The following is a 23,656-nucleotide window of genomic DNA, read 5'->3' on the forward strand; positions in this document are numbered from 1 at the left end:
CTCTTTACAGAACTACAAGTGAAATATGTTCTATTCCTTTTTGATGAAGCAAGCTCGCTAATTCTTGCTTTAATCGATCCGATGGCTCTCGTTCAAAAAGCAAAAACACTTCATCATATTTCCCACTCATGTTGTACATGTAATACTGAGTGCCATCATCGTCTTTATAAGCAATTCGGTCATGGATAGGATAGGATATCATTGAATTTGGATAGATAGGACTTCTCGTTGTTGATTTGTGGGTTACACCATCACCCATGTAAGATGCAATGCGAGAAGGTAGATACATAAATTCTCCAACTCCCATCACCAGTGTACGTCCCCCCATCCGCTTTTCTTTCAACTTGTTTCCGACCTGTTTACAATCTTCTTCTAAAAAATCAGAAAGCAAAGAAGGTATACCGAATCGTCCAGTATCTGCGAGATATTCAACGGTTCCTTGATTTATATGTTCGTGAGTAATTTTCTGACTCAGTGGTTCATCAATCATTCGATAAGAGACAACTTCCATCTGTACTGGTTCTCCCTCATAAGAAAAAAACGCCTCTTTTGCCAGATCAATCTCACCTCGTATCAATGATAGAGTTGTGATCTCAACTCCAAGCTCCGTTTCCACTTGTGCATACGCCTGTTCTTGCACTTTTGTCCTCCAGTCCAATAACGATAAAACTACATATTTCTTTTTAGGATAAACGGCATTCAACGAACGTATCAGATTCAGAGTTGTTTTACCTGTTGTCATTTCATCGTCGATGAGTACAATTTGCTCAGCATCCTTAATCCAACGTTCATCGAATAAATAACAACGATGATCCACGGCATGAGAGTGCTCTTCTTCGAAATCAAAAATGGATGTCGCACTGACAATCTCTTCCCTTGTCGTGTGGACAAAAAAAGCATTATCAAAAGCAGAGTATACGGCATGACCAAGACCTGTAGCGGTTTCCGCAAAACCGATAAATAGAGTGGATTCAGGCAGTAGGTATCTGTATGACAACTCATTCTTTAGTTGCTGTGTAAATTGCCCTGTCTTTACAAGGTGTATAAGCTGATCCATATTCGATGAAAAATAGGCACCACTCAAATGTTTCACAAGAAGATTAGCGAGTAGATATCCCGTCGCTTTTGGTACGTCTGGTTGTACATCCAAGTGTTTTCCAATCAACTTGCTTATAAAAAGAAAGCTTCGTTTTGGGTTTACTCTTGCTCCCATATCAAACAGATCAGACAGTTCCAATCCAAAAGGATTAACATCTACTTTCACATTCAATTTAAGTTCATCCAAAATGTTAAAAGAGGTCAATGTAGCTGTCATTGTCCTTCACCACCCCATACAATTTTGCTCGAATCAGAATTTTCTTTGCCCACGACATATGAGGATTCATTTCATTCATTTTGTTTCCAGATGAGCTTTTGAGAACCCCGCCACCAGAATTATTTAGGATCATATCTGCATCCTCATACTCTTCTTTTGTGACTACTTGAAAGGCATTCACATAAGAAATGTGAGAAGGATGAATAATGGTTTTTCCACAAAATCCATTTGCTTTATCAAGAATCAGCTCTCGAATGAGTCCGTCAATCGCTTTATCAATAATGTGCTGCCGCTTCGTCAGCTTATTTTTTGCCTCAAATGGTGTAACCCTAATATTATTTTTGAGAATTCTTTGGTTCGGAAAGTATTCCCATACTGGAGCAGAGACTACAAATCCATCTCCTGAACGCATCAATACATTCTGGATGTCTTTGAGGACGTCTGCGACAACCATAATGTCATACATCGTAAAGTCAATTCCTCTACGTAGTCCAAATAGTGAGGAAAAGTCTGTTCCACCAACTCGCACATTCAGTATGTACTTTCTATAACGAGAGAGAAGCTGTTTCAGATTGATTAGCTCTGTCATACGAGTTTCTTGATGCATAATGGTCGATGACTCAAGAATAGGCAAACCATACAACTTTGTTTGATATCTCTTGTTTAATGATCTCAAGTATTCAAGATAATGCTCACCACTGAATGAATCGAACTTTGGAAATACAAAACCTGTTAACAATTGAACTTCTTCAAACGTAAGCATTTCGGAAAATTCCTGAAATTGAACAAAGTTTCTCACTCTAACAAAGAATAGTGGGACTTCCTCTTTTGCAAGTGTTCCAGATTGGATCGCACTTACAAGAGATGCAAGGATACGCTTTACATTCTCTTGCCCACGTTTCACATCTTCTACGCGGATTGCATCTTCAAAGCACATAACAAAGGATGTTAGACCGTTCATCTCTTTGTTCATGAGCTTTCCAAGAATATCTTGATAGGAGGGCATGTAAAGGGTTGCTCCTAACGCATAAGCCAACTCTTCACGATCTGTCTCTTTCGAAAATTCTTGAGGTTGAATTTCAAAGATCTGTTCCTTTTCTTTCACACTCAAATATTGAAAATGCTTCATTGATAGCCCCTCTCCACTCGTTCACAAAATTATAGACAACAAACCGATTATCATTGCCTATAGTCATCATAAGGCAAGTATAAGTAGTTCGTTGTCTACAGTCAATATTCAATGCGTATTTTTTTCAATATGTCTTAAAATTTCTTTTTCCAAGCAAACAGCAACTTGCTTCATCAAAAGGGGAGGAACAGACGAACAAATTTCTTTCCAATCGACACATTTATAGTCATCAGGAAACGATTGTATACGTTTTGCTTCTTGAATCGTAAGAAGCCTATCTACTTTTGGATGAAATGGTCGTATTGTTGAGTTAGGCAGAGGATGATAGGGCTGTTCCCATCGGTCGCGCTTATAGTAGGCGGGGTGAACGGAAAGTTCGTTTTCCTCTACAATTCGTTTCACTTCAACAAAGGAACAACCAGGAGGGAAGTATTTTTTAACCATTTCCATTCGTGTTGCATTTGGTTCTAAATCACTTTTCATATCCAATAGGTCGCCAATTGCCTTCTCGGTTGATTCCAGAACCTCACATGCTTCTGGAAAAACAGGTTTAATCGCAATATCTTTTCTAACACCAATCATAAATGTCCACGGTTTTTCTTGTGGAACGGAATAGTTCGATGCTTTTAATACCTCCATTTGTACTTGATAGCCCATGCTTTTTACCAAGGCTAACAACTCGTTTGCAAATAAGGCTCCCTTTCTTGTATCCATTCTGCCATGTGAGTGAATTACGATAATTTTGGGTTTGACTCGATAAACAATTCGCATCGCATTTAATACAAATGATTCTTGGTTTTCCCCCTTTTGCTTAAAATGTCGAAGGGGAACATACAAATCTAATACATCGACTTCATCAACAATCTTCGAATTGATCACCTTAATTTCCGATTCAGTCAACGCCTCTATTGACTTATCCAAAGTTGCAATATGAGGAAAGTTTATCCAATGAATCATATTATTTTTTTCATTACTATCTACTGAGAGAACTACATTTAGTCCTGATGCTGTATATCCTAATGTGCCTGCACCTATTCCACCACACAAGACAACAACATTGTATCCTTTTTCTTTTTGGTTAACGCTCTCCAATGCAGGAAACTTCATATGATTAGACCTCCCTTACCCATTTTTTGTTTACACTCAATCTTAGGTGGAATCTTCCCAAATAATAACGATCCTCTTGTGAGAATGAATCATTACATAGATCAATTTCTGACTCGTTTGACGTCTTCGTAAGTTAGTTCGAATCATATTGAGATCCTGATCAAAAAAAGAAGCCGCCCTTTGGACGACTCCTTGCTTTTGTCTTTATTGAGTTTCCTTGCACTATGTTCTGTTTCTTATTGCCGCCCTTTTCCAGCTTTCATCCACAAATCTATGGAACTTACATTTCCATCTGCGACAATCAATGCTTTTGATCTGGGATTATTGAAACACCAATAGACATAATCTACAAACTCTGCTCTTGATAATCCATTTAGATCCGCAAGGTAATCTACCAATCTATTGAATTTTTGTCGGTAACTTAACTTTTTTAGTTTTCGTTTCCACTCAAATGGATTCTCTGCGTCTTTCCATTCGTTAAATTCAAAACTCAATGGGAATACATTCCCAACATAAGTACCACCATGTCCGATACTTAATGGAATGAAATGATCGACACTGAGATTGAAAGTGCTTTCTGTAATGGCACAGCGATAGTTGAATTCCTGAGCTACATTCATAAAATCATCTACTGTAAAATCAAAAGGTAACTCTGCTTTGATGGTTCTCATTCTTAACCCATCGAGTCGCTTTTGAATCTCTTTGTACCTTCTTCGTTTTGCAGTTTTCCGATTTCTACGTTTTTTGATGGTACAAAGTTTGCAGTAAACTTCAAAGTAATATTTACTATTTTCTTCGCAATGCGTACAAATATCAATAAATGGTGTTCTTTTACTTGGAATTATACCAATCGGTTGGATTTGATTTATCTTTGAGTCACACACCGTGCAATACATTTGATCGTAGTATTTAGCATTGATTTCACATTCGGTGCATATGTCTGTGAGAATCATTTCTTCCACCACTTTATCGATTTTTCACAACCTGTGTAAATCGTTACTATCATTGCTTTCTAATCCATGTAGATAGCTTACTCTGTTACTTTGGATCTGCTTTTTCTCCGTTTGTACAGATCCTCATTTTCATAATACTCCTTCATAACCACTTCACAGACAATGTAGCTCGATCCAGATTTGTAAACCAGTCCACAATCCATAAAAGACTGTAACTTTGCTGGATTCCCATCTTTAGCGTGACAATCTCTTTTTATTGTTCCTTGAGGTAGACCGTACTTACTCTCCCACTCACTACTTACTTTAAACTTTGTATAAATAACTCTGCAATGCGGACATATTTTTATGCTTCCTACTCCTCTTGTTTCCTCTTCCTCGTATGAGCGATCACACAATCCACAACGATGACTATGAGCCTTGTTTTGAAAGTTCGACAACATTTGCTCGGTTTTGTTGATTTTTTGATCTATGGTAAAGATTATCGAACGCAACTCATAATCGACAGGATTTAGTTCCTGTAGAAACTCCTTTGTTTTCTTTAATTGCTCTAACCCTGTTTTATATTGTGAAACAAGATCCATGGCGAGCACCTCAACCTTAATCCTCTTTTGGATTAATATTACCGCAAAAGGATTATGAGATCAATATCACCTCGCCATATTAATACCAATGCGGATTAGTTCTCGTTTTTAAGGATTAATTTACTCACTCTCTTCGATTTCCCATCCTCTCAATTACCCGTTTTTTATAAAGAGGATGAAGAAAACCGCTATGTACCAACGGTTTTCTCCTGTTCCTCTCAAGATGTACTATCGCAAGGTGCTTTCCAATGCTATTCCTAATTTATAAGCCATCAAAGATGGTATCCCGCTGCACCTTTCGTATTGATGGGACAAGCTTACATCGTCTTCAAATGAAAACCAGTCAGGAACAGTTTGCAGACGCAAGCACTCTCGAACGGTAAATCGCCTTGGAGGTGGACAGTTTCTCACATTCATCACTCGAATGTCATAATTTGCAGGTTCAGGATGAAGCGGTAATTGTCTTGCTTGACTGACAATCGTAAAGGAAGGTTCATCCCATTGTTTTTGACGGTTCCGACTCATATAGCGAGAAGAATAACCACCGTTGTAATACTTATCTTGGTTATCAACAATTTGTGCATTGTTTTTACCATTCATCGTGGATGTAATAGTGAAAGCAGGATGATCAAACAACACTTTCCGCAAGAATCCAGTTCTGCCACCTCCTGAATAATATGCTTTTCCCAAAAACGCTATTTGATCTTCCACTGGCAAATCCCGCCAGTTCCCTCCTGGCGGCACTTTGTCGACAAATGGCAACTCGTCTTTTCTAATTCCGTAGCCATAATGATTGTTTTCTCCATCTGGATCAGGCAAGTCACCAATGGCATAGCGTATATTCCTTCGCTCCTCAATCGGAACTGGTTTTGGAAACGTAAATTTCTTTTTCAAATCCTTACGAATCCCCACTACAAATACTCTTTTCCGCAGTTGAGGAACGCCATACTCACAGCAATTAATCGCGGAAGGTTCCCCTTTCTTAGTAGTAGGAAAGTTCACATCATAGCCAGCTTCCTCAAACATCCTCATCAATTTCTTGAAGAACGTTATATGGTTTTTGCTCACTATCCCGTCAACGTTCTCCATAATAAAAGCTTTTGGCTGTTTATCTCTAATAATTCGATAAAAATGATATCCTAAATCGCCTTTTTCTTTATCAGATTCCCCCTTCCCGCTTCCACTGAAACTAAAGGGTTGGCATGGAAAACCCCCTGTGATCACATCTGCCCATGGAATATCATTTGAACAGACTTTTCGTATATCTAAACAAAAAGCATGTTCTCCAATATTTCGATTGTACGTATTTACTGCATACTTTTGATTGTCGATTGCGTAAATGGTTTGATAGCCTGCGAGTAAAAAACCAGAAGCACCAACACCAGCTCCGCAAAATAAATCAATCATAGTAAGTCCATTTTGATCACGTTGAACCATATTCCAACGCAATTCAGATAACTCTCGTATTTTCTTCATCCTTTCGCTCCCTTCCTAAATGACTTCAACTTTCGGAATACATAAAGTCATTTATTTTAGGGAAAAGCTCGAAGGATTATAAATGTTTAACTGTTCAACTTATCCGTAAATAGAAAGTGATTTTTTCGATTCTAACTTTCGGAATACATATACCTATATATTAGCGATCAAAAGTTTTGGCATGTTGTTCTGACATCCAAAATCAATAGACAAATCGCATAACGAATTGTAATCATCACATTAATGGGTTGGCAATTTCTACGTTTTTGCAACTCAAAAGGTGTGCTTGCGATTTCACTACGGTTAGCATTCACTAAACGCCTTCGCTAAAAGAAAAATGCCTATCAACCTGTTGGATTATTTCACCCGGTTAATAGACACCAAGAGATAATAACAACTTATCAACTTTCGGAATACATAAAGCTAATTTTACCTGTAAAATGCAAACCGTTATTTTCTTAGATTGGATTGCAAAACAACAACCTAATATCGCATGTGGCAGTGAATCAGTGTGCATTTCGATTAAATGTAACGACAAAAACAACCTGGTATCGTAGGCAGGTTGTTGAGGGCACTATCTGTGGAACGTAAAGATTCGTATAGATCTGAATGACGTTATTACTTTTATCATTCGTCACTATAGGGAGAGTAATCTTAAACGTATGGTTTTATTGCTATAAAGCCTGTGAATTGCCAATGCTTTAAGAAAATTTCAACATGAAACCCAGCATTGTGTAGAATTTGTAGATTGTCTTGTACAGTAATTGGCACCATCACACCTCTAAGTGCTTGTTGTTTGCGGAAAACTTCTTCATACGATAGTCCTGATTCCAACTTGATGTCGTACTGACTGTGGGTGAAGATGTCTTGGAAGATAGGCGAAGATGATAGGGTTTTCTCTACATATATAAACGCACCACCTTCATATAAACATGCATAAATGTTATGAATGATTTTCTTTCGTGCTTCGATTGGTAGAAATTGAAGAGTTAAGACCGAGAGAATACACCTACTCTTTTCTTCAAAATTATATTTTTCCAAGGGAGCATGACAAAATGATATCCGTTGGTTATCGCAATTCTTTAGTCGGGCTTTTTCAAGCATTTCAGCGGAACTGTCTATGCCGATATAGCGAAGGTTTTTATCTGGATGACGCCTTTCAATCAGTTGTATTGTTTCACCTGTCGCACATCCCAGGTCGTATATCAGACCGTGAGAGGAGACAAAGTAATCAGATAAGCTTGCAATAGAAGATTGAATCAAATCGTAAAAGGGAACGCTTTTACGAACATGATTATCAAATTGTTCACTGACCTCTTTTGAAAATGACCATGATGAGTTGCGGTACATTGCGATCCCTCCTTTCCTTACTTATCTTATTCAGAGGATTGAGGGAATACGAGAATCAGCGTGTCCTATATGTTCGTACACCAAGTTATGAATAATATTCATAACTAATCTTATTAAACATGAACTTATACGAAAACATTGCGGTGGATTGTATATTTTCTTTCGATAAGAGGGGGGATTTCTTCTGCTTTCCTCCTTACTCATTTCAATAAACCACATTTTTTATCCAATAATATTCATAACTTATTCATACCTATTTAATCATTATTTTTGCTTAATACCCTTCCATACTCAAAATAAAAAGTGGCGAGCATTTAGCCGCCACTAAGACTTCCATCTATTATTTTATTTTGATGCGATGGGCATACTCTGGGTATTCTTGATAGATTAGTAATTTCAACGCTTCATTAACAAATCTGTATTTTCCTCCAGTATCGTCTCCTACGATGTCTTCTATGATTTCTACAATTTCTTTTTCAATGTAATATGACTTTTGTTCATGTGTATCAATCAATCTCTCTTTTTTATGCCTTTTGGGTTTGTATGAAAGTGGTTGGCTGGGTGTAGAAACGGTAGACATTGGTTCGCCCCTACTTATCTGCGACTCAGCAGATTGTAATGTGTCTGTGCTTGTATTTGTGTCTGTGCTCGTACCTGTGCCTGTGTCTGGTTTTTCTTCTGATGTTGTTGCTACCGATGCTATGGATGGCTCACCCATATTCACTGGCCCTGTCACTGGTGAATCTATAGAATCCCCTATTGGTTCGGTTCCGACTTTCTGAGAGGTTCCAGGCGGGTTTGTATCTTTATCTTCTTGATTATTAGAAAGTGCATTCCCAGAGTTCGCTTGTGACTGCACCAGGTTAGGTATGAGTCGATCACGCGCATTCGCAGCCTGTTTGATTCTATTTCCGAACGTGCTTGACATTTTTCATCAACTCCTTGAAGAATGGTTCATATTGTTTAACGACTTGTTTGAGTTCTGGATTACCAATGATTCCGAATGCTGGCAGTCTACCGACAACCGCCGTACGTTGAATGATAGTTTTGAAACAGATTTCCTTGAATTCCTCCTGAATAAGCTCAGCATAATATTTATTATCGCTACGGCGGTTGTCGATCATTGCTCGAAGTATTCCAGCAACTTTAAGATCGTTATTTAATTTTTCTTGGACTGCTTCAATTGTTTTCAGGTAACTCAGTAAGGAGGAGTGACAAAATTTACTGGTTTCAAACATAACTACAACAAAATCAGAAGCCGTAAGTGAACAAATACTAATTTCGCCCAAGGCGGGTGGATTATCGATAATAATATAATCATACAGATGCGACACTTTTTCTAAGGCGTGTTTGAGTGTAGTGGCATATACCTTTCCAGCCTGTGGAAGAGTAACGTGAAAATAAGGGCCAAGTGTGTTGATATTTTCGTCACCGGCTAATATATGTAGTTTATCATTGATCTTAATGATGTGATTGGTTGCATCTTCTTCCATAATTGCATCGTAAACAGTGTTACCATCAAACTCAAATATATCTTCAACCCCAGTAAGAAGTTGCGTTAAATTACCCTGTCCGTCCATATCCACTGCTAATACCTTGTGTTTTTGACTGAGGAGGTACGCTACAATACTGGAAGTTGTGCTTTTTCCACTACCACCCTTCTGAATTCCAATGGAAATTGTGGTTGCCATTCTACATGCCTCCTATCATTTATATCTATGATTGTCTCATAATCTACTAATCAAAGTGTACGAGATAATGCATTTTTAAGTCAAACCATTATGAAATATGATTATAACCTTAATTGCCGTCTTAATAGTAGGGGTAAAAAGGGATTATATCACGCTTTTCATATCGATTAATAAGATGTATTTAATACCGGAATCCGAAATATTATGAGTTGTATTTATGCTTGTAAACATGCATGCATAAATACATGCAAATATAAAACTACAACTACATTTATGATTATTACTAAGAATACTGATATAAACATTTATAGATATTTAAGTGCAATTGATATTAGTTCTTGTTTTGGTTCTTATTATATATTTAATTTTGATACTGCTTTGGGTTGTGAAAGATAATCTGATTTATGTTGTGTTACGTATTTTAGTAAATGATTAACAAATAAAAGAGTAATAGCATCTCGTATAAATTATAGTTGTGTTATTAAATGCGTATTTTAAATCTCATTTGAAATCAAATATGCAGCTAAAAGTTAAAGTATTGATGTTTTTGTTTTATACACTTATAACAATTCAGAAAGAAAAAGCTCATTTACTTTTGGTATTAAAACTAATTTTAATACCGTCTTCGGAACTGCTTTTGTTGATGCAAGTGTCATTAAATTAAGGAACTCTTTTACTTGTATATACGGTTGATGATTTATTTTTACTAATCATTCTAATTTGAGTATGAATAGTAATACTAATAGAAGAAATAGAACGTGTTATACTTGAAGTATTAATAGAATTTTAAGTAGGGATACTAAATTTGCTTTTGATAATTGGTTTAAAATCTATTTCAAATAAGGAATTAAATATGCATACGGTTCATTAACCATAAGAGAAACTAACTCATCAAATGTTTTTCAATCTAAAGACGGAGGCGCTTAGGCTTCTGTCTTTACTTTTTGAATGATGAGTACAACTGCATTTGTAAATATAATAGAAAGCTATAACATCTGTGAAAGAAACTACTCGAATTGATTTTTTCATTAAATAACAGGTCTGGAGCTGTTTGTCTTGGGCACGCAGTATTCTATTCGCTTTTTCCCGGAGTTTTCTGCTCAAAAAGAAGGATCGATTAAATTATCATGCGTTTTGGAGCCGAACTGGAGTCAAAGCAGCAACAGTCAAAAGATCGACGTAGATTCGCTCATAATGTGTTCTGTGTGTTTGTTGATAGAAGTGGTCTATACTATTAAAAGAGAGGACAACAACGGTGTTCTTTATCAATGTGTTAGAATCTTTGAAAGGGGAAGAATCCCCCTTAAATCAACAGCAGGAAAAGAGGATGTATGTCGCTTAGCTTGCTCAATTTCAAGAGTGTACTTCCTTGATAATGTGCATGCATTTATAGTTATAGTTGTACAAGTATTTATGCATGCATGTTTAGTAGCACATATACTTTTCTCTTTGTTTTTGTTTTTAGTCTCAGTTTAGCAGGGATAGTAATGTTCCAGCGCAATTACGATTTTTTGAATACGTTGGGTCTTTACGCGTGATTTCGTCACTGTATATCCTATTTGGGTTGATACTCCCACAGCTAAAGTAGTGAGATTCGGAAGTGATTAAACGCCAATCCATTTCTGTTCAGCGAGTATGACCTTCCGTTCAGAGCTGTGCCATCAGCTCGTCCTACAACAGTGCGTATCGCATCGTAGGCTGATTGACTATCATGGCGTTATGCCATTACACCATCAATCACAGTTTGTCAGGACAAACCTAAGAAACAAACTTCTCCTTAACGGTCGCTTGCATAATATTGATGCCCGCTACCCGATCTCGTTGCGCCTGAAAGCCACACCCGCACGTATACCTTCGGTCTACTGCCTTATTGCGCATTCCGCATATTGGGCAAGTCTGTGATGTATACGCTGGGTTCACAAACCCGACATGGATCGGATGAATCAAGCGTTAATGATCGTTCTAACAAAATAGGGGAATGAAGGCAAGAAGGATTAAATGAGTAGTTCAGCAATAGAAGAGGCATTGAGAGAAGGACTAAATCCCAAATGTGACCATAATTCGAGGGTGTAATTGAAATCCACTTTCAATTACAGTAATATTTTTGCATGTAAACATGCATGCATAAATACATGCAAAAATAAATGTACAACTACTTTTATAATTGGAAGTATAATAGAAAATTTTTATATTAACGAAAGTGATTTGTTTATCTAAAGCTGGTGCTTCCTCTATAAAATATTGATTATCGACATTTGTAAAATATTCTTTACTATCACCCGATTGGATAGATTTGTGTTATAATTAAGTAGAAATCCGAGAAGAATGTCGAAGCGGAGAATCTGCTTATATATAGCAAAGGGTGATGCTTGTGAACAATCCTGAAATTTTCAAATCAATGGAAGGTACGGAATACAAGTGGGAAAGGGAGCAAGAAAAGATCATCGTTCTCAGCGATGATGAGGTCAAGCTCTTGCACTTCAAAGTTAACTTGATGAGTGACGAGGAGATTCTGAATCGAGTATCCGGGAATGGCGTACCTATGGGGATTCCGATTAAGTTGAGCGATGATCGTCTCAACGAGATCAAAGCAAAATTGGTTACTGTTCTAAAGGATGATGAGCTTTTCATCGATGTAGAAAATCATGTTTTAGATCGCCTTGTTTGGGATTCATTGCTGGAGGATGGACACCCAGATAAGCGAGGATGGGAAACACAAGAAGAGATCGAAGAGTGTATCTATAATGTTAAGAAAGTTCATGGGATTCGACTAAATGTGAACCATGAGCATCCTCAGAATACAGAGTCATTAAAACATCTTCACCCACATTTAGCTCTTGTGATTTCCGGAAGAAAAAAAGACGGTTCAGGTCGCTTAGTTCTGGTTGTTCTCAATAAAAACCAAATAAGCGTAATAACCATCTTATAATTTTCTTCACAATGAGGTATAATATCTACATAGATAATGTGGTATAATCACTTCAAGACTAAGATGGTATACCTATACTGATCGGAAAGAGGTGGGGAGTATGTTGGTAACAGAAGAGCGTCCACCACAAAAAATGGATGTGGCTTGCATGTGCGGTAGCCATGCTACTTATCACGTTGGAACCGTCGAACACTTTGTTGGTGCAAAACGTATTCTGGTTCACAATGTCCCGCACTATCATTGCTCGAATTGTGGAAAGAAGAAGTATGACATCAAAACAAATGTTTCGGCAGTATTAAAGTATGCCTATACAAATAATATGCGCGATGTAGATTGGGATAATAGAGGTTTATATGTGTAAAAGGAGCTGACAGTAAAATGTCGCTCCTTTTTGTTTTGTGTTAGCTTTATTTTTGAGACTTTTTCAGGGATTTACACTGGAAAGTATCCCAAGCTTACTTAGTTCGTTTCTCAATCTTTCATCAATTAGATCAATTTCATCATATTTTATCCGAATTAGATAGATATTGTTAGATTTACAGTATCTGTTTTTTATCTTGTCATTCATTTTTATATTTGTAAATCCATTTACACCTCCGAAAAAATCAATTGGTTTCTCGTGTTGAAGACCATCAAATTCTACAAGAGCTAAAAGTTCGCTTTTATCATTGAACAACGCAAAATCAAATCGGAGAACATTGATATTCCTACAATCAGCAAATGTAAACTGTCTCTCGTAAGTAATTTGATTTTCCATCAAAAAGATCTTAATCTTTTCCTCGCCCTTGCTTTGATTGCAAATTGGGCAACCACTTCCGTTTTTCTTTGTTCTGTTGTTAGGACTTGCCCTATATTCATGTCCTTCTTCACAGATCCACCAAACCTTTGCACTTCTACCTGGAAAAACCTCAAATGGGGTGAGGGTTCCATTTTTGATGGGATGCCAATCTTTTGCGATTTCTGGATGAGTAGTAGCTAAACAATTATCTAAGCACACAAGTTTGTTTTTGCAGTAGGGACACCCTGAGTTTTGACTGGTTCGACTATTTGGGTTGACCTTGTACTCATGTTGTTTATCTGGACAAATCCACCATACTTTTTTTACAGTACCAGCTAAAACATCATGTGCAGTCAATTTTCCGTTCTTTATTGGATGCCATTCTTTAGCTATTTCTGGATGAGTTGTTGCCAAACAATTGTCTTCACAAGCTCTGTGATTTGCACAATATGGACATCCTGTATTCATTCTTGTCCTAACAACTGGCTTTTCTTCAAACTCATGTTGTTTTTCGGAGCAGATCCACCACACTTTTTTATGGCTTCCAGCTACAAGATCATTTGGTGTCAAAGTTCCGTTTTTAGTTGGGTGCCATTCTAAGATCATTTTAGGATTTGTTGTCGCTAAGCAATTGTCGAGACAAACTTTTTGATTTGTGCAATAAGGACAACCTGCATTTTTTTCAATTCGATCATAAATAGTAGAGTAATAAGAGTGTTTCTTATTAGGGCATTGCCACCATACTTTTCGTTTTCCACCAGCAACAACTTCAAAAGGGGTAATTTTTCCATTTTTTGTAGGGTGCCATTCTTTAGCTAACTCTGGATAGTTGGTCGCTAAGCAGTTATCAACACTTACTTTGTGATGTGAACAATAAGGGCATCCTCTTCCTTTATTTCTTGTTCTCATTTTTGGAGATGATTCATAATTGTGCTGTTTTTTAGGACATACCCACCAAACTTTCTTAGCTGTTCCAGATAAAACATCTTGAGATGTTAATTCACCATTTTTTGTTGGGTGCCATTCTTTTGCTATCTTTGGATGAGTTGTGGCTAAAGAGTTATCTTCACACACCACTCGTCTGGTACAGTATGGACATCTTGAATTTTGGCTTATTCTGCTACTAATTACAGCTGAATAACTATGCTGTTTATCGGGGCAGATCCACCACACCTTCTTATTTGATCCACAAGTTACCATATTGGGCATTATACCAACATTTTTTGAATTATCCCATTCCTTTGCGATGTCAGGGCGTAGGATCAACAGTGAATTATCTTCACATACTTTTTTTCCTGTGCAATATGGACATTTAACTGATTGGATTTTTCGCGTCCTTGAGCAAATACTCGATAAGAAAGAGTGTCCCTTACTATTACATAACCACCACACTTTTCGATGAGAATGACATGTTACATTTGCAGGAGTAAGTGTACCATTCTTCGAATAATCCCATTCTTTTGTTATCTGAGGAAAATTTTCAGCTAAGGACTTGTTATTTTTTATTTGTCTCATCAATAATCCTCCTAAAGTAATAATGCTAATCAACATCCCAAGTTCATAATTATCTGTTGATATGATAAGCAAATTGTTGACTGTTAATAAAAGCAAAAGTTCCTCAGCAATACATTCGCTGAGGAACTTTTGTAAATTAATGGAATTTTTATTGAGTCACGTGACTTTTGACGTCATCACTATTGGCACCGAGAATTTGTATTATGACCTGCTTAGTGTCACACAAAATATCGTCAGTCGGTGGTTTGTCATATGAACCATAGAATGGGAAGGTATCTATACGAATGCTATATTTTGCATCTCTTGCCCACTCATTCACGAAAATTTCTCTCGTGGATTTCATGTTGAACGCATTTCGCATTGGCATTTCATATACCTCAGTCTTATTATCCCATGTTCCCGATGTGGAAGTTGGTGTCAAATTATAAACTACCGGTTCACCGCTTTGATCTGAATAAGGCATTGTCACTGTGATGCTTTGTGGCGTTTCCACTGAACTCCAGCCTGGATCTACCGTTTTACCGCTACATCCCGATCTCCACGGTTTAGGAGCTGCTGAATAGCTATTTGTTGTATATTGAACAACAAATTTTATTTCAAAGCCATAACCAGCCTTCACTTTGCCTGGCTGTTTCAAGATATCTACCCATCCACCTTGGGTATCATCGGTGAGTTTGCTTCGGAAGAATACATTTTTAATTTCATAACGCTCGTAATGAGATTTTGTTTCTTCCCATGCGTTGTCCCAATCCGTTACACAGTAAGTAACAGTCCGACAACTCTCTTCGCCATCTGAATTCGTGCGACACGACTCATAAGATTCTTGGTGTCCATGCCATTCATACAAGGAATAGGTTGTTGTCCAGTTGTTTTGCGGATGCACAATTTCACACTTCGCAATCGGCAACTGATTTTGGTAAACGTGAACGGCGTTATTTGCCTTGTTGTCGGTGTATGGGTCTGAACCATCTTTCTTAAATTCAATCCACTTACGAGGTGGTGGATTCACTTCTACTTCGAATGGAACTTCTCCAAAGAAGAGAGGGACATTCGGAACCGATACGTTTACAGGGATCGGCTTGTTTGCTGGAGCAGAAATAGTACCCTTGTAAACATCACGTCCTTGACTTCGAATCACATACGAAATATCTTTCGTTTGCTTTTCTCTGTTTTGATTCATGACTTGGAATTGGAAGGTCAAGTTCTCCTTGCCTGCTTCCTTGTCCTTCGGACGCATAATCGCTTGAGGTTTTACTCTAAAGTCTTTAACACTGATGTTGACCTCAGATGCCCACATTTTTGAACGCCAGCCATCATTCGTTGGAATCTGGCTTTGTCCATTGTCTCGGTGCTTCTGTGCAATTTGCCATCTGGCAAAGACAATAGGAGCTTTTGGTGTAATCGCATTTGGCACTTCGATAGCAATCGTGTCTCCTTTTTTCGTCAGAGAGTCTTTTGCTACTCTTCCTGGAAGGGTACGAGATACAGAACCTTTGTCAGTTACTTCAACGTCAATAGAAGCGTAAGGATTCTTTGGATCTTTTGGATCACCGACGATTCTATCACCTTCGAATTTTTTAACAAAGATGCGAAGACCATAGGTTTGATTTGGAATGACATCATCCACTACATTTCCTTTGCTGTCGATAAGTTGTGCATCGCCGATAGAGATGTCTTCTGGTTTGATGAAGAAGCGTAATCGACCAACATCGTCTTGTGCCCAAGTGTTTTCACGCTTTTTCTTGAAGCCGTCAACGATATCAGCTTCGAATACCATTTCCTTTTCAACTTCATTAGGAACTGTGTATTCCCAAGTTATTTCACCTGCTCCGCCTCGTTGTTGTTTCGAGAAGTCTACAGCTCCACCATACTTGATCGTTGTAGCTGGTTGAGTTGTTACAACAGAGTTAAGGTACGTTTCGTCCCATTCACCAAATGTGTGAGAAGTTAAATCATAAGCATATTTCTGATTTAACCGAATCGGAGTATAGGTAGTATCTTTTCCAGCTAATTCAGGCACAACCATGTTTTTGACTTTTGCCTTAATGAAATAGGTTTTACCTTTCTCTATAGAGGCTTTTTCAACTTTGTTTCCATTTGAGTCAAAGTAGTTGCGGGTTTCTGTAAAGTCTTTATTGTCGTTTGCATTTAATAATTGCTGTCCAATGAGTTTCCCCGTTTCTTTGTCGTACACCGAATATTCAACCATTCGCAAATTTGGTTGAGCAGGAGTTTTCAGCAAAAGGCTGGCGTAATACACACGACCATTTACAGTGTGATATCCAGTAACGACACCAGTTGATCGTGTAGGATCTGTTTGAAGCGTGAACTTGCTTGCCCAATCTGCCGCATCTGCTTGAATATTCATTTGAGGTCTGCGGAAATTTGGGTTAGCATCAAAAAAGTAGTCGATGAACCATTGCACTTTTTCTGGATTTTGATCGAATATAGTTTCTTTTGTGTATCCTTTATCCCACGGATAAGTAATCCAGTTTTTCTTCCAAGGCTCCCATTTTGATGGGGTGATATCGGGGGGGAAGTACACGTTTTCCACAGGGTTTCCCATGAATTCATATCCCAAATATCTCCATTCATATTTTTTCCCAGCATATGGACCCGATGAGATTAACGTTGTTCCCGTGTTATCTCCCCAATAATCTTGCTTCCCTGGGGTACTTCTACCTTTTTTAAGGTTCCAACTATAGCTTGGGCTTACTAACCAATCAGCATCATTTCCTCCCCAAACTCTCAGTCTGTTCTCATACATCGTGTACATGTCTTTATCTGCTTCTGTAGCATCAGAAGGTGGAACCTTTGAATACCAAAGAAATTCCCCACGATATAATTCCTCATAAAAACGAACTTTAGATCCATAGTATTTATTCTGAGGCCCATTATAGCTTGGGTTAAAAATAAAAGAATAAGGAGGTTCGTCAGAGTCCCTTCCAGCCATATCCCAAATTACTTTTTGAGTACCTCCAAATTCCGCCGCGTTACTATTTATTGTGGAGTTGTCATTGCTACCAAATCCCACAATGGATAGTCCACCTAAAAGTAACGTTGCAAAAATTCCTTTCCATATTCTGCTTTTCATTTTCTCCCTCCTTTTTCTCTATTTATTATCTTCCTAAGATAGATAGGGGAGTAGTCATGATCGGTCGAACCACGTCTGACTCCTTGTTCTTTTGTATGATTATCATATAGTTATGTAACGCGTTTAATAATCAAAGAGATTGAAAAGGCTTAGTAATTATTTGATAAGAACTAAACAAATTAAAGGTTATGGGAATACCAATGTGAGAAAATACAATTTAAATGCAATAAAAAAGAGCCTTGAAATTAAAGGCTCAAGTTATTGTACAGGTTGATTTCGTTTCAAACGTGAAACCTAATCGAGTGAATTCCTTTATTAGTATTACTTCAATCAGACTAAATTCAGAATATTTGATGCGAATGAGGTTGATGTTTCTGTTTTTACAATATTCATTTTTTATGTGATCCTTCCTTATAACTTCATTGAGTTTTTTAATTCCTCCCCAAGCTTCAACAGGTTTTTCATGCTGTATCCCATCATACTCGATAAGCGCAATAAGCTCTGTTTTACTGTTAAAAATCGCAAAGTCAAAGGGGATGACTCTCTTATATCTACAATCCTCAAATCCATACTGCCGTTGATGTGTAATATTTCTGCTTATAAGGAATTTCTCTATCTTCTTTTCACCTTTGCTTTGAATACATATTGGACATCCACTACCACTACCATCTTTTTTTGCTCTACTATTTGAATTAGCTTCCCACTCGTGTTTTCGTTCACATATCCACCACCTTTTCTTATTGCTTCCCGCAATTACATCATAGGGTGTTAATTTTCCGTTTTTTGTTGGATGCCATTCTTTCGCTAATTCTGGATGAGTGGTTGCTAAACAGTTGTCATAGCAGACTTTTTGGTTGGTGCAATAAGGGCACCTACTTGGCTTTTCTTTTCTTGCTCGATTTAATAACGAAGCAGGATATTCATGACCTTTTGAACAAATCCACCAAAACTTCTTATGATTTCCAGCAAGAACATTGAAGGGAGTATATTTGCCATTTTTAGTGGGGTGCCATTCTTTCGTAAGGTCAGGATGAGTAACAGCTAAGCAATTATCTTCGCAGGCTTCACGATTGTTACAATAAGGACATCCTCTGTCTGTGGTTGTACGGATATAAGGAGATGCTCGATAACTATGGCCTTTCGCTGGACAAAGCCACCATGTTTTAGCTTCTCTACCTGGGACAATATTGTAGGGAGTTATTGACCCGTTTTTTTCATAGTCCCATTCTTTTAATAGATCTGGAAATAACACAGCTAAACAATTATCTTCGGAAGCCTTCTTATTAGCACAATATGGACAATTTGTAGGATTGTCCTTTCTTGTTCTATCTACAGGTGCGGATTGATATTCATGTTTCCTCTCAGGACAAACCCACCATACTTTCGCATTTCTTCCTGGTAACACATCATTCGGAGTTAGATTCCCATTTAATTTCGAATGCCATTCTTTTGCTATTTCTGGGTGAGTTACAGCCAAACATGTTTCAGGTAAGGCTTTCCGCCCTGAACAATATGGGCAACCTGTTTTATTCACACCTGTTCTGTTTTTTGGGGATGCAGGATACTCATGTTTCTTTTCACATAGCCACCAGACATTTTTTCTGTATCCCGCAACAATATCGTTTGGACATAAATTCCCATTCCGCGTTGGATGCCATTCATTAGCAACAATTGGGTGAGTGGATACCAAACAATTTTCTTCATTTACCCTATAATTTGAACAGTATGGACAATTGGTTTTCTGATTGGAGCGAGTCTTTGGAGACTCCTTATAAGCGTGTTGTTTCTCTGGACACAGCCACCACACCATTTTAGGGCTTCCCGAGAGGATAGAATAAATTGTTAGTCCCTCATTTAATATTGGATGCCACTCTTTTGCTAACTCTGGATGAGTTGTTGCCAAACAATTGTCCAGGCAAACTTTTTGCCTTGCGCAATACGGACAACCTTTTGCTTTCGTCTTATTGGTACGATTATTTGGAGAAGCGTCATAGCTATGTTTTTTTTCAGGGCAAAGCCACCAAACTTTCGTCCCAGAGCCATATGATATATTGTCTGGTGTTAATACTCCATTTTTTTCGTAGTCCCACTCATTCGCAATATCAGGGAATCTACTTAACAAGTCATTTGTAATTCCCAACTATATAACCTCCTTTAATAACGAAACCTCTCCATTTCAATTTCTAATCAAGTTAAGATTTTTGATTCAAATTCAAGAACCATTTAGGATAATTTAAATATATTGATACAAAAACAGGAGCTTGGAAGCTCCTGTTAATTTTTAGACTATTTGATTACGTTCCAATCTTTGTCGTATTTTACTCCTGGTTTACCTACGATGATCACAAGACTACTTTGGACATTCATCATTTTAACTTGCCTATTTTCATATGCAAGCATTTTGTTTAGATACTTATCTACATTCTTACCATTGAATGCATCATCTGCGATTTTCCAAACATTCGATCCCTCTTTAGGAAAATACAGACGGAATAGTTCTTTTGCTACATAAGGCACTTTATGTGCCAGAGGCGTATTTGCGTCACCTTTCCAGTAATCGATAGTGATACTTGTATCATATGGACGATCATTTGCGGAAAGACGAATTGCCGCAGTATAGGCATTATCTCCATATGGACTGTAAGAAGCACCAGCACCAAGGTTCTTAAACTCCAACTCATCCGCCAAGATCTGCATATTCTTCTGTTTGTCAGAAGTCCAAGTTGATTTCAATTGTGGAGGAGTCCATCCAGATGGCAAAGGATAGCGTGGATCAATTAGAGGTACTGGAGTAAGAATAGGAGTACCTTGTCCTACAGTGATATCTTCCTTGCTACCGTTTTTCTTTACTTCAACAGGATATCCTAATACGGTCTTAAAGAAATCATAGGGTACATAAAGCATGTCATTTACAACAACTGGCTTTGCCTGCACTGGAACTTTAGTTCCTTGAAGTTCTAATGATGATATAGGTACACTTTTGCCATCTACCATAATTACGGACTTTGCAATTGTAACAGTTACTTCTTTACCGTTTTTAGTCTTCACATTAGCAACTCTTGGCATTGTTACCCAAGTAAAAGAATCGCCCATGCCTTTTACAACAGATTCGAGAGGAAGATACAAAACTCCAGCGCGATAGGTAGGCTCACCTTGGTTGGTTACGTCCTTTCCATTCACAGTGAGAGAAGTTGTATTTCCAGCAAAAGTGCTAATCACTATTAAAATTCCGACAATGATAGCAATTGCGAACGTTCTCCAGTTGAACATATAATTTTTTGCATTTTCCAATTTCGATTACCTCCTTGTAAGAATCGTTTGCTTTTTACAAACACCTGTTTTGTGAAACCATCCATTTATAGTAGATCATTCCTGTTACAATAATAACAGAAGTATCGCGAAACTTGAACATGGTTCTAACACATTGACTATATTCAATATTATATGTCTCATTGACTGTTTTGTCAATTATTTTTTACACTTTTGCTTCGAGATGACGAAGTAAAGGAGAAGAAGGGGGATAGAATAGTAAGTGAAGACTCATCGGACGTGTTTCATGAGAGAGAATAAAAGAATTTCGTTGAATAATTGAATAGATGTTATAATAGAATTCCAGTTTGAATTATTGACAGTATCCCATTATTTCTCTAAAATAAATGTAGGAAGTGTATCTTCCCTTTAATAAGAAAAAACCGTATCTGGCGGCAACCAAATACGGTTCACGACAACTGTGAAGCTAATGACCACGGCGTGCAGTTAAGTCATAAAACCTACCCTAAAGCGAACCCACCAAAGGCGACCAAACCTATGCGGTGGGTTTTTGCTTGCCAAAAACTTTACGTGCATACTGCGAACCACTTTGAGAACATTCCAGAATGTTTCCGGTACTCGATTATTCGAGTATACCAAACTAACAATGGAAGCAAGTGTAACGATTTGTGAAGGTCTGAGATCCTCTACCGTATAAGTAAAGGACGAAAAAAGGATGTTTTAGGTGGAAATCGTTGTTTCTGCCTTTTCGGTTAAGACAAAATTACGTGAGAAGAAGCCTATTACTCCGCTACTTTGGTCGATTGTGGAGCAATAGGCTTCTTTTTTGAGGCTCTTTTCGCACAGATTGTTGCTTTTCGATATAAAAGTAGAAATTAGACAATCCTTACGAATACAGAATTTATTATAGGAACTCTCCTTTAAAGATTGTTTTTTAGTAAAGTGGTATATGATATAAAGATTAGAAAAAAACAGGTTTTTATTAGGGAAAAATTTTATACAGGGAAGAATAGGAAAGTAGGGATAAATGTGTTGGTATATCATGGCTCAAGGGAATTGTTTGAGGTTTTTGATTATAGCAAGATAGGCACAAACGGAACAATGGAAGGAAAAGGATTTTATTTTACGGATAGTGTGGGTGTTGCTTCTGGTTACGGGGGAGATGGCTATTTATATACGGTTGAATTCCATAGTAAGAAACCACTTAGCAGTGAAAAGAAAACCATAACGAAAGAAGGGCTGAAAAAATATTTATTAGCCCTTCATGAAGCAACCGATTACTTATTCTATTGGGGGGATGTAGCCTGTGAAGGTTTAGAAAAGGTATTAAACAAAGCTGTAAGTGGCGAATATGATCATAGTGCTAACGATGTAGATATTATCTCTGGTATCGCAAACGCTTCTGGAAATATGGAAGCCAGTTTGTCATTAGTCTATCAAGTATTAGGTTATGACAGTATTGTTTTAGATGCAGATTGGGGAAATGGTCAAAAACTATATATTGCTTTAACCAATGACATCATTCAGATAATCGAGGTGAAAGAGCTTAAAAGATCATAAGGAAAATAAGAGTACAGTATAAAAACGGAAAAAGAGTCTGTCTTTAGGGCAGGCTCTTTTCAATTTTTAATCAGACATTATACCCCCAACAAGATATTGACCACATTGTTCTACGGATAAAATATAGATGATAACAAAGAAAAAGTTACGAGGAATGTGTTGAATGCGAGTCAATCGGTAAAGCAACAATTTTTAGAAAACATCCTTTTTTAATCATTGTTACGGCTGAAAGTTTCCATTACCAGGGAATAGTTCGGAACTTTTGAACTACTCATAAAGCCCCTTTTTTTTACAATTCACTTAAAAGTAGTGAACCTCAATGCAATGGTATGTTATGATTTGATCAAAAGGATAATTATTCCTTTTTTCTAACATAAGTATCATATCTTCCTCACATTTTGCGTTAACATAGAACATTTAGGACCCTTTTTGCGTCATAACAAACAGAATCTACTATCAAAAGAAGGGTAAGTGGTCATCAAATGAAAAAAAAGTTATTTATTGGTGCTGCGCTGGTCGTAATGGGTTTCGTAGCAGTGCTTGTAGTCAATCAGAGTGGAGCTTTGTTTTCTCCAATGAATTACAAAGGTGCTTCTAATTCAAACATTCCTAACTATCCAATAAACGATCAAGGACAAACTTATGGACAAGGGCCTTACCCTGTGGGTACAACACAAGTACCAGATTTAATTAGTGCAACTGGCGAAAATGGTGTCAATGGATATGTAAAAGCCACTGATTTGAATGCAAATGTTTCTACGCCAGAAGAAGCCTATGCTTATCAGAAATCGATGGAAAAACTCGGTTACAAATCAATACCTTTGTATAAATCAGATGGCAAAACTGTCATTGGAGAATTTAGACTGTATTCTTCAAGAAGGGATTAATGTAACAAAACATATAATCCA

18 protein-coding genes are annotated in these 23,656 nt (G+C 37.5%); 4 read left to right on the forward strand and 14 right to left on the reverse strand.

Annotated features, from left to right (window positions below; all coding sequences use genetic code 11):
- Window positions 1–4 precede the first annotated feature (4 nt).
- The 10 genes from ACFVS2_RS21595 to ACFVS2_RS21640 form a co-directional block, all read right to left on the reverse strand.
- Window positions 5–1,315, reverse strand: a complete 1,311-nt coding sequence (locus tag ACFVS2_RS21595) for a phosphoribosyltransferase family protein (protein WP_390237515.1) — start codon at window positions 1,313–1,315, stop codon at window positions 5–7.
- Window positions 1,290–2,444: an HpcH/HpaI aldolase/citrate lyase family protein gene (locus ACFVS2_RS21600; protein WP_390237518.1), complete on the reverse strand. Its 1,155-nt coding sequence runs from the start codon at window positions 2,442–2,444 to the stop codon at window positions 1,290–1,292. Before ACFVS2_RS21600 ends, ACFVS2_RS21595 begins: the two co-directional genes overlap by 26 nt.
- A gap of 108 nt (window positions 2,445–2,552) precedes the next feature.
- The gene (locus ACFVS2_RS21605; RefSeq protein WP_390237520.1) at window positions 2,553–3,551 is read right to left on the reverse strand and encodes a DNA cytosine methyltransferase; all 999 of its coding nucleotides are present in this window, start codon (window positions 3,549–3,551) and stop codon (window positions 2,553–2,555) included.
- A 236-nt stretch (window positions 3,552–3,787) separates the two neighbouring features.
- Window positions 3,788–4,504 (reverse strand): hypothetical protein, encoded by a 717-nt coding sequence (locus ACFVS2_RS21610; RefSeq protein WP_390237522.1) that lies wholly within the window; start codon window positions 4,502–4,504, stop codon window positions 3,788–3,790.
- Between the two features lie 77 nt (window positions 4,505–4,581).
- Window positions 4,582–5,085: a hypothetical protein gene (locus ACFVS2_RS21615; RefSeq protein WP_390237524.1), complete on the reverse strand. Its 504-nt coding sequence runs from the start codon at window positions 5,083–5,085 to the stop codon at window positions 4,582–4,584.
- A 228-nt stretch (window positions 5,086–5,313) separates the two neighbouring features.
- Window positions 5,314–6,561, reverse strand: coding sequence for a DNA cytosine methyltransferase (locus ACFVS2_RS21620; protein ID WP_390237526.1), 1,248 nt, complete (start codon window positions 6,559–6,561; stop codon window positions 5,314–5,316).
- 654 nt (window positions 6,562–7,215) lie between these two features.
- The gene (locus tag ACFVS2_RS21625) at window positions 7,216–7,911 is read right to left on the reverse strand and encodes a methyltransferase domain-containing protein (protein WP_390237528.1); all 696 of its coding nucleotides are present in this window, start codon (window positions 7,909–7,911) and stop codon (window positions 7,216–7,218) included.
- Window positions 7,912–8,251: 340 nt separating this feature from the next.
- Window positions 8,252–8,839: a hypothetical protein gene (locus ACFVS2_RS21630; RefSeq protein ID WP_390237531.1), complete on the reverse strand. Its 588-nt coding sequence runs from the start codon at window positions 8,837–8,839 to the stop codon at window positions 8,252–8,254.
- Window positions 8,817–9,602, reverse strand: coding sequence for a ParA family protein (locus tag ACFVS2_RS21635; RefSeq protein ID WP_390237534.1), 786 nt, complete (start codon window positions 9,600–9,602; stop codon window positions 8,817–8,819). The genes ACFVS2_RS21630 and ACFVS2_RS21635 overlap by 23 nt, the downstream gene beginning before the upstream one ends.
- 1,758 nt (window positions 9,603–11,360) lie before the next feature.
- Window positions 11,361–11,549: a zinc ribbon domain-containing protein gene (locus tag ACFVS2_RS21640; protein WP_390237536.1), complete on the reverse strand. Its 189-nt coding sequence runs from the start codon at window positions 11,547–11,549 to the stop codon at window positions 11,361–11,363.
- A gap of 418 nt (window positions 11,550–11,967) precedes the next feature.
- Between ACFVS2_RS21640 and ACFVS2_RS21645 the strand changes: the two genes are divergently transcribed.
- Window positions 11,968–12,531 carry a hypothetical protein gene (locus ACFVS2_RS21645; protein WP_390237538.1) on the forward strand — a complete coding sequence of 188 codons (564 nt, stop codon included), beginning with the start codon at window positions 11,968–11,970 and terminating at the stop codon, window positions 12,529–12,531.
- Window positions 12,532–12,631: 100 nt separating this feature from the next.
- Window positions 12,632–12,892 (forward strand): YgiT-type zinc finger protein, encoded by a 261-nt coding sequence (locus ACFVS2_RS21650; RefSeq protein ID WP_390237540.1) that lies wholly within the window; start codon window positions 12,632–12,634, stop codon window positions 12,890–12,892.
- Window positions 12,893–12,955: 63 nt separating this feature from the next.
- Here the strand turns inward: ACFVS2_RS21650 and ACFVS2_RS21655 are convergent, their stop codons facing one another.
- The 4 genes from ACFVS2_RS21655 to ACFVS2_RS21670 form a co-directional block, all read right to left on the reverse strand.
- Complete coding sequence (locus ACFVS2_RS21655; protein WP_390237543.1) at window positions 12,956–14,824, reverse strand: zinc-ribbon domain-containing protein; 1,869 nt, start codon at window positions 14,822–14,824, stop codon at window positions 12,956–12,958.
- A gap of 148 nt (window positions 14,825–14,972) precedes the next feature.
- The gene (locus ACFVS2_RS21660) at window positions 14,973–17,918 is read right to left on the reverse strand and encodes an Athe_2463 domain-containing protein (RefSeq protein ID WP_390237547.1); all 2,946 of its coding nucleotides are present in this window, start codon (window positions 17,916–17,918) and stop codon (window positions 14,973–14,975) included.
- Between the two features lie 253 nt (window positions 17,919–18,171).
- On the reverse strand, window positions 18,172–20,058 hold the full coding sequence (locus tag ACFVS2_RS21665; protein ID WP_390237550.1) for a zinc-ribbon domain-containing protein: 1,887 nt from the start codon (window positions 20,056–20,058) through the stop codon (window positions 18,172–18,174).
- Between the two features lie 146 nt (window positions 20,059–20,204).
- Window positions 20,205–21,209, reverse strand: coding sequence for a stalk domain-containing protein (locus tag ACFVS2_RS21670; protein ID WP_390237552.1), 1,005 nt, complete (start codon window positions 21,207–21,209; stop codon window positions 20,205–20,207).
- 1,011 nt (window positions 21,210–22,220) lie between these two features.
- Between ACFVS2_RS21670 and ACFVS2_RS21675 the strand changes: the two genes are divergently transcribed.
- Both ACFVS2_RS21675 and ACFVS2_RS21680 read left to right on the forward strand, forming a co-directional pair.
- Entirely contained in the window at window positions 22,221–22,748 is a 528-nt protein-coding gene (locus tag ACFVS2_RS21675) for an ADP-ribosyltransferase-containing protein (protein ID WP_390237554.1), read from the forward strand.
- Between the two features lie 482 nt (window positions 22,749–23,230).
- Window positions 23,231–23,635: a hypothetical protein gene (locus ACFVS2_RS21680; RefSeq protein WP_390237556.1), complete on the forward strand. Its 405-nt coding sequence runs from the start codon at window positions 23,231–23,233 to the stop codon at window positions 23,633–23,635.
- Window positions 23,636–23,656 lie beyond the last annotated feature (21 nt).

The organism is Brevibacillus sp. NPDC058079, from assembly GCF_042885155.1.
Classification (GTDB): domain Bacteria; phylum Bacillota; class Bacilli; order Brevibacillales; family Brevibacillaceae; genus Brevibacillus.